The 6,000-nt window shown below is 61.3% G+C and carries 5 protein-coding genes; 1 reads left to right on the top strand and 4 read right to left on the bottom strand.

All coding sequences use genetic code 11. The features are described from left to right. Positions 1-152: 152 nt before the first annotated feature. Positions 153-2,432: a phosphoenolpyruvate--protein phosphotransferase gene (gene ptsP / locus RYB09_RS17045; protein WP_316889456.1), complete on the bottom strand. Its 2,280-nt coding sequence runs from the start codon at positions 2,430-2,432 to the stop codon at positions 153-155. A 21-nt stretch (positions 2,433-2,453) separates the two neighbouring features. Continuing rightward, positions 2,454-2,933 (bottom strand): RNA pyrophosphohydrolase, encoded by a 480-nt coding sequence (locus RYB09_RS17040; protein ID WP_002555745.1) that lies wholly within the window; start codon positions 2,931-2,933, stop codon positions 2,454-2,456. 142 nt (positions 2,934-3,075) lie between these two features. Here RYB09_RS17040 and RYB09_RS17035 point away from each other — a divergent pair, with 142 nt between their 5' ends. Further along, positions 3,076-3,732 carry an HAD family hydrolase gene (locus RYB09_RS17035; protein ID WP_058402566.1) on the top strand — a complete coding sequence of 219 codons (657 nt, stop codon included), beginning with the start codon at positions 3,076-3,078 and terminating at the stop codon, positions 3,730-3,732. 13 nt (positions 3,733-3,745) lie between these two features. On the opposite strand, the gene RYB09_RS17030 is transcribed toward RYB09_RS17035, so the two are convergent. Then, complete coding sequence (locus tag RYB09_RS17030) at positions 3,746-4,174, bottom strand: DUF2269 family protein (RefSeq protein ID WP_058402565.1); 429 nt, start codon at positions 4,172-4,174, stop codon at positions 3,746-3,748. A gap of 276 nt (positions 4,175-4,450) precedes the next feature. Continuing rightward, positions 4,451-5,965: a threonine ammonia-lyase, biosynthetic gene (gene ilvA, locus RYB09_RS17025; protein WP_122258811.1), complete on the bottom strand. Its 1,515-nt coding sequence runs from the start codon at positions 5,963-5,965 to the stop codon at positions 4,451-4,453. Positions 5,966-6,000 lie beyond the last annotated feature (35 nt).

Here is a 6,000-nt window from a genome sequence, read left to right as displayed (position 1 = left end):
TATCGTGCGGCGCTCTGCGTCGCATGCAGTTCTGGACGCTCTGCGTCCGATCTTGAGCGGGCGGCGCGGCGCAGATTCGTGACGCGGAGCGTCACGCAAGGCATTCCTACGCTGGAGCGTGAGGAACGATAGTTCTGTAACTATCGTGGCGCTTAGTGCCCTTTGACCGAGCTCGGGTTGATCATCCGCGACAGGCCGAGGTTTTTCAGCGCCAGTTGCAGGGAGCTGCTGATGACTTGCGGGTTGTCGTTGGTCATCAACTGCGCAAGCAGTTCCTTGGCCTTGCTGAGGTTGATCTGACGCAGCATCCACTTCACTTTCGGCAGGTTGGTGGCGTTCATCGACAAGCTGTCAAAGCCCATCGCCATAAGCAGCACGGCTGCTGCCGGGTCGCCGGCCATTTCGCCGCAGATGCTGACCGGCTTGCCCTCGGCATGTGCATCACGCACCACGCTTTGCAGGGCCTGGAGCACTGCCGGGTGCAGGTAATCATAAAGATCGGCCACACGCGGGTTGTTGCGGTCGACCGCCAGCAGGTATTGGGTCAGGTCGTTGGAGCCTACCGAGAGGAAGTCCACCTGACGCGCCAGATCACGGGTCTGGTAGACCGCCGCAGGCACTTCGATCATCACGCCCACAGGCGGCATCGGCACGTCGGTGCCTTCGTCGCGCACCTCGCCCCACGCCCGGTGGATCAGGTGCAGCGCTTCTTCCACTTCGTGGGTGCTGGAGATCATCGGCAACAGAATGCGCAGGTTGTTCAGGCCCTCGCTGGCCTTGAGCATGGCGCGGGTCTGGACCAGGAAGATTTCCGGGTGGTCGAGGGTGACGCGAATACCGCGCCAGCCGAGAAACGGGTTGTCTTCCTTGATCGGGAAGTAGGACAGCGACTTGTCGCCGCCGATGTCCAGGCTGCGCATGGTCACCGGCAGCGGATGGAAGGCGGCCAGTTGCTCGCGGTAGATCGCCAGCTGTTCCTTTTCACTCGGAAAACGCTGGTTGATCATGAATGGCACTTCGGTACGGTACAGCCCCACCCCTTCGGCACCGCGCTGCTGGGCGCGAGCGACATCCGCCAGCAGGCCGGTATTGACCCACAGCGGCATGCGATGGCCGTCCAGGGTCACGCAAGGCAGTTCGCGCAAGGCATCCAGGCCCTGGGAAAGCTGGCGCTCCTCCTCGACCACCTTGCCGAACTGCTTGCGCATGATTTCGCTGGGGTTGGTGAAGACTTCGCCGTGATAACCGTCGACCACCAGATCGATGCCGTCGACCTTGGAGTAAGGGAAGTCCACCAGCCCCATGACCGTGGGAATGCCCATGGCCCGCGCCAGGATCGCAACGTGGGAGTTGCCGGAACCCTGAACCGATACAAGACCCACCAGCTTGCCTTCCGGCACCTCGCCCAGCATGGCCGGGGTCAATTCTTCACTGACCAGAATCGTGTTGTCGGGGTAGACCAGCGCCTGCTGCCGCGCTTCCTGCAGGTAGGCCAGCAGGCGACGGCCCAGGTCCTTGACGTCCGAGGCTCGCTCGCGCAAGTAGGCATCGTCCATCAGTTCGAATCGTTTGACGTGCTCGCTGACCACCGAGCGCAAGGCACCCTGCGCCCACTGGCCGGTCTTGATGACATCGGTCACTTCGCTGCCCAGCGAGGCGTCATCGAGCATCATCAGGTAAACATCGAACAGCGCGCGCTCTTCGGGGCGCAGCTGGGTGGCGAGCTTGGCTGACAGGGTGAGCATGTCATTGCGCACGCCTTCCAGAGCGTTCTGGAACAACGCCAGCTCGGCGGCGATGTCAGTGACGGTCTTGTCCGGCACCACCTCCAGATCGGCAGGCGGCAGCATGACCACCGCGACACCGACCGCAGCACCCGGCGAACCGGCCACACCGACAAACTTGGCTTCCTGAATGCCCTTGCCCTGACGACCCAGACCGCGGATCGAGCCGGTCGCTTCGGCATGCGCGATAACGCCCGCCAGTTGCGCGCTCATGGTCACCAGGAAGGCTTCTTCGCCCTCGTCGAACTGACGACGCTCCTTTTGCTGGATCACCAACACCCCCACCACGCGACGGTGGTGGATGATCGGCGCGCCCAGGAACGAGGCGTAACGCTCTTCACCGGTCTCGGCAAAATAGCGATAACGAGGGTGATCTGCGGCGTTTTCGAGGTTCAGCGGTTCTTCACGCGTGCCGACCAGACCGACAAGACCTTCATTCGGCGCCATGCTGACTTTGCCGATGGAGCGCTTGTTGAGACCTTCGGAGGCCATCAGCACAAAGCGGTTGACCTCGGCATCGAGCAGATAGACCGAGCAGACCTGGCTGCCCATGGCCTCCTTGACGCGTAACACAATAATGCCCAACGCCGCCTTGAGATCCTTGGCGGAGTTAACTTCCTGGACGATCTTGCGCAGCGTATTGAGCATGGCTCGGGGTCGAACTCCGTGTCAGTCGCGCGATAACAGGCGCGGGGCAAGCTCTTTGAGTGCGCGTCGATACACCTCGCGCTTGAATGTCACCACCTGGCCTAACGGGTACCAATAACTGACCCAGCGCCAGCCATCGAACTCCGGTTTACCGGTCAAATCCATCCGCACCCGCTGCTCGTTTGAGATCAGGCGCAGGAGAAACCATTTTTGCTTCTGGCCGATACACAGCGGCTGGCTGTGCGTACGGACCAGGCGTTGCGGCAGACGATAGCGCAACCAGCCCCGAGTGCAGGCAAGTATTTGCACATCATGTCGTTCCAGCCCGACTTCTTCATTCAATTCACGATAAAGCGCGTCTTCCGGCGTCTCCTGCGGGTTGATTCCACCCTGAGGAAACTGCCAGGCATCCTGGTTAATACGCCGAGCCCATAGGACCTGACCAGCATCGTTTGTCAGAATAATCCCGACATTAGGACGGAAACCATCGGGGTCGATCACGGCAACAACCTCGCAAACGCATGTCGCCGCATTGTTCCACAAAGGCGATCAAACCAGCAACGAGGCTTATCACCTTATGTGAAGACTTGTGAAAACCTCGTATTCTGGGACTCTTTTTTCAACTATTTCAGCGAGTAACCCTATGCGTCTGGCTTTATTCGACCTCGACAACACGCTTCTGGGCGGCGACAGCGACCATGCCTGGGGCGATTATCTGTGCCGACGCGGGATCCTCGATGCCGCAACCTACAAGACCCGCAACGATGAGTTCTATCAGGATTACCTGGCCGGTACGCTGAACATGACCGACTACCTGAATTTTACCCTGGAGATTCTGGGCAACACTGATATGGCGCAACTGGAAGAATGGCACCGCGACTTCATGCGCGACTGCATCGAGCCGATCATGCTGCCCAAGGCGCTGGAATTGATCGCCAAACACCGCGACGCAGGCGACAAGCTGGTGGTCATCACCGCTACCAATCGCTTTGTGACCGCACCGATTGTGGCGCGGCTGGGCATCGATACACTGCTGGCAACTGAATGCGAGATGGTTGATGGACGTTACACAGGCCGTACTACGGGCGTTCCGTGCTTCCGTGAGGGCAAGGTGACACGCCTCGATCAGTGGCTGGAAGATAACGCGTTCAGCCTCAAGGACAGCTATTTCTACAGCGACTCGATGAACGACCTGCCGCTGCTGGAGCAAGTGGCCAACCCGGTTGCGGTAGATCCGGACGATAAATTGCGCGCCGAAGCCGAACAGCGCGGCTGGCCGGTTATCACCCTGCGTAACTGAGTGCCGGCACTGCTCAGGCCGGTTTGAAGCCCATCAGACCGGCCATCGCCACAAAGCACACGACGCTGATCACAGTCAGCGCCAGGGTAAAACCTCGCTTGCCGCCCCTGGCACCGAGGCGCAACCGGTTGAGCCTTACCACCAGCCACACCCAACTGCACAGCCCCAGGGTGTAAAGCACGCTGCTGCCCAGCACCCAGGTCTGGCCCAGTGACAACCCTTTCAGATGCACCAGCCACCAGCCGCTGAATGGCAGTGTCGCCAGGCACACGCCCATAAGGACCCAGAAAAACAGCAAAGGCCGCTTGAGCAGGCGATTCTGAATGGTCGTGTCGCCTTCAAGACGCACCTTGACCACCCCGCTGGCCAACACCAGCGCGCTGATCAACAACAGCGCAATGGCGACGATGTGCAAGGTATTGAGGGTGGTGATGGGTTCCATGACGCGGTGTTCCTCTGGAATCGGGCTTGGGTGAGTTTAGCAGCGCGGACACAAGGGCCGCGCCTTAAGAGCTAGCGTGGGCATGCCGATCTGGACGCTCCGCGTCCTCTTGCGACGCCGAGCGTCGTAAGCTGCATACCCACGCTGGAGCGTGAGGAACGAGGGTCGTCAGGGATAACGTTACCGCTATCGTGCGACGCTCTGCGTCGCATGCCGTTCGGGACGCTCTGCGTCCTCTTGTGACGCAGAGCGTGAGGAACGGGAGTATCTAAGTCCTCAGCCCAGAAACAACCGGTACGCTGGGTTTTCGCTCTCGTCCCAATACGGGTAACCGATCTCGTCCAGCGCTGCGCCCACCAGATGCCGCTCTTCCTCCGGCACTACCAGACCAGCGACCACACGGCCGTCTGCTGCGCCGTGGTTGCGGTAGTGGAACATCGATATGGTCCAGCGTCCGCCCAGGCGGTTGAGGAAGTTGAACAGCGCGCCCGGTCGCTCCGGGAATTCGAAACGCAGCACCACTTCATCGTCGACGCGCTCGGCATGGCCGCCGACCATGTGGCGGATGTGCAGTTTGGCCAGTTCGTTGTCGGTCAGGTCCAGCACCGGAAAACCCTGCCCGGTCAGGCTGGCGATCAGCGCGCTGCGCGGGTCGTTCTCGGGATGGGTCTGCACGCCGACGAAGATGTGCGCCTCGCGATCGGTGTGGTAGCGGTAGTTGAATTCAGTGATCTGGCGCTTGCCGATGGCTTCGCAGAATGCCTTGAAGCTGCCCGGCTGCTCGGGAATGGTCACGGCGATGATTGCTTCACGGCCTTCGCCCAGCTCGGCGCGCTCTGCCACGTGACGCAAACGGTCGAAGTTGACGTTGGCCCCTGAATCAATCGCCACCAGCGTCTGGCCGCTGACGCCGCGCTGCTCGACGTATTTCTTGATCCCGGCCACGCCCAGCGCGCCGGAGGGCTCGGTGATCGAACGGGTGTCGTCGTAGATGTCCTTGATCGCCGCGCAGATCTCGTCGGTGCTGACGGTGATCACTTCATCGACATAATGGCGGCACACTTCGAAGGTGTGATGGCCGATCTGCGCGACCGCCACGCCATCGGCAAACAGCCCGACCTGGCTCAGCACCACGCGCTCCCCGGCGGCCATTGCCGCTTGCAGGCAGTTGGAGTCATCCGGCTCTACACCGATGACCTTGATCTCCGGGCGCAGGTATTTCACGTACGCAGCGATACCCGCGATCAAACCGCCGCCACCGACCGGTACGAAGATAGCGTCCAGTTGCCCCGGCTGCTGACGAAGAATCTCCATCGCCACGGTGCCTTGCCCGGCGATGGTGTCGGGGTCGTCATACGGGTGGATGTAGACGAAGCCCTGTTCGTCGACCAGTTTCAGCGAGTAGGCCAGCGCTTCCGGGAATGAATCGCCGTGCAGCACCACCGTGGCGCCCCGCGAGCGCACGCCCTCGACCTTGATCTCCGGGGTGGTGCGCGGCATGACGATGGTCGCCAGAATGCCCAGTTCGCGTGCCGCCAGTGCCAGGCCTTGTGCGTGATTGCCCGCCGAGGCCGTGACCACGCCGCGTGCGGCCTCTTCTGCGGTCAATTGCGCCAGCTTGTTGTACGCACCGCGAATCTTGAAGGAGAACACCGGCTGGAGGTCTTCTCGTTTTAGCAGCACCTGATTGCCCAGCCGCTCGGACAGCTGGCGAGCGCCGTGCAGCGGGGTTTCGACCGCCACGTCGTACACGCGGGAGGTGAGGATTTTCTTGACGTAGTGTTCGAGCATCGGGGCGGCATCACTGACGAAGCGGGCAAGGTCGG

The sequence above is a fragment of the Pseudomonas syringae group sp. J254-4 genome (assembly GCF_032586855.1).
GTDB classification, from domain to species: Bacteria; Pseudomonadota; Gammaproteobacteria; order Pseudomonadales; family Pseudomonadaceae; genus Aquipseudomonas; species Aquipseudomonas amygdali.
This window is presented reverse-complemented; position numbering and strand designations above follow the sequence as displayed.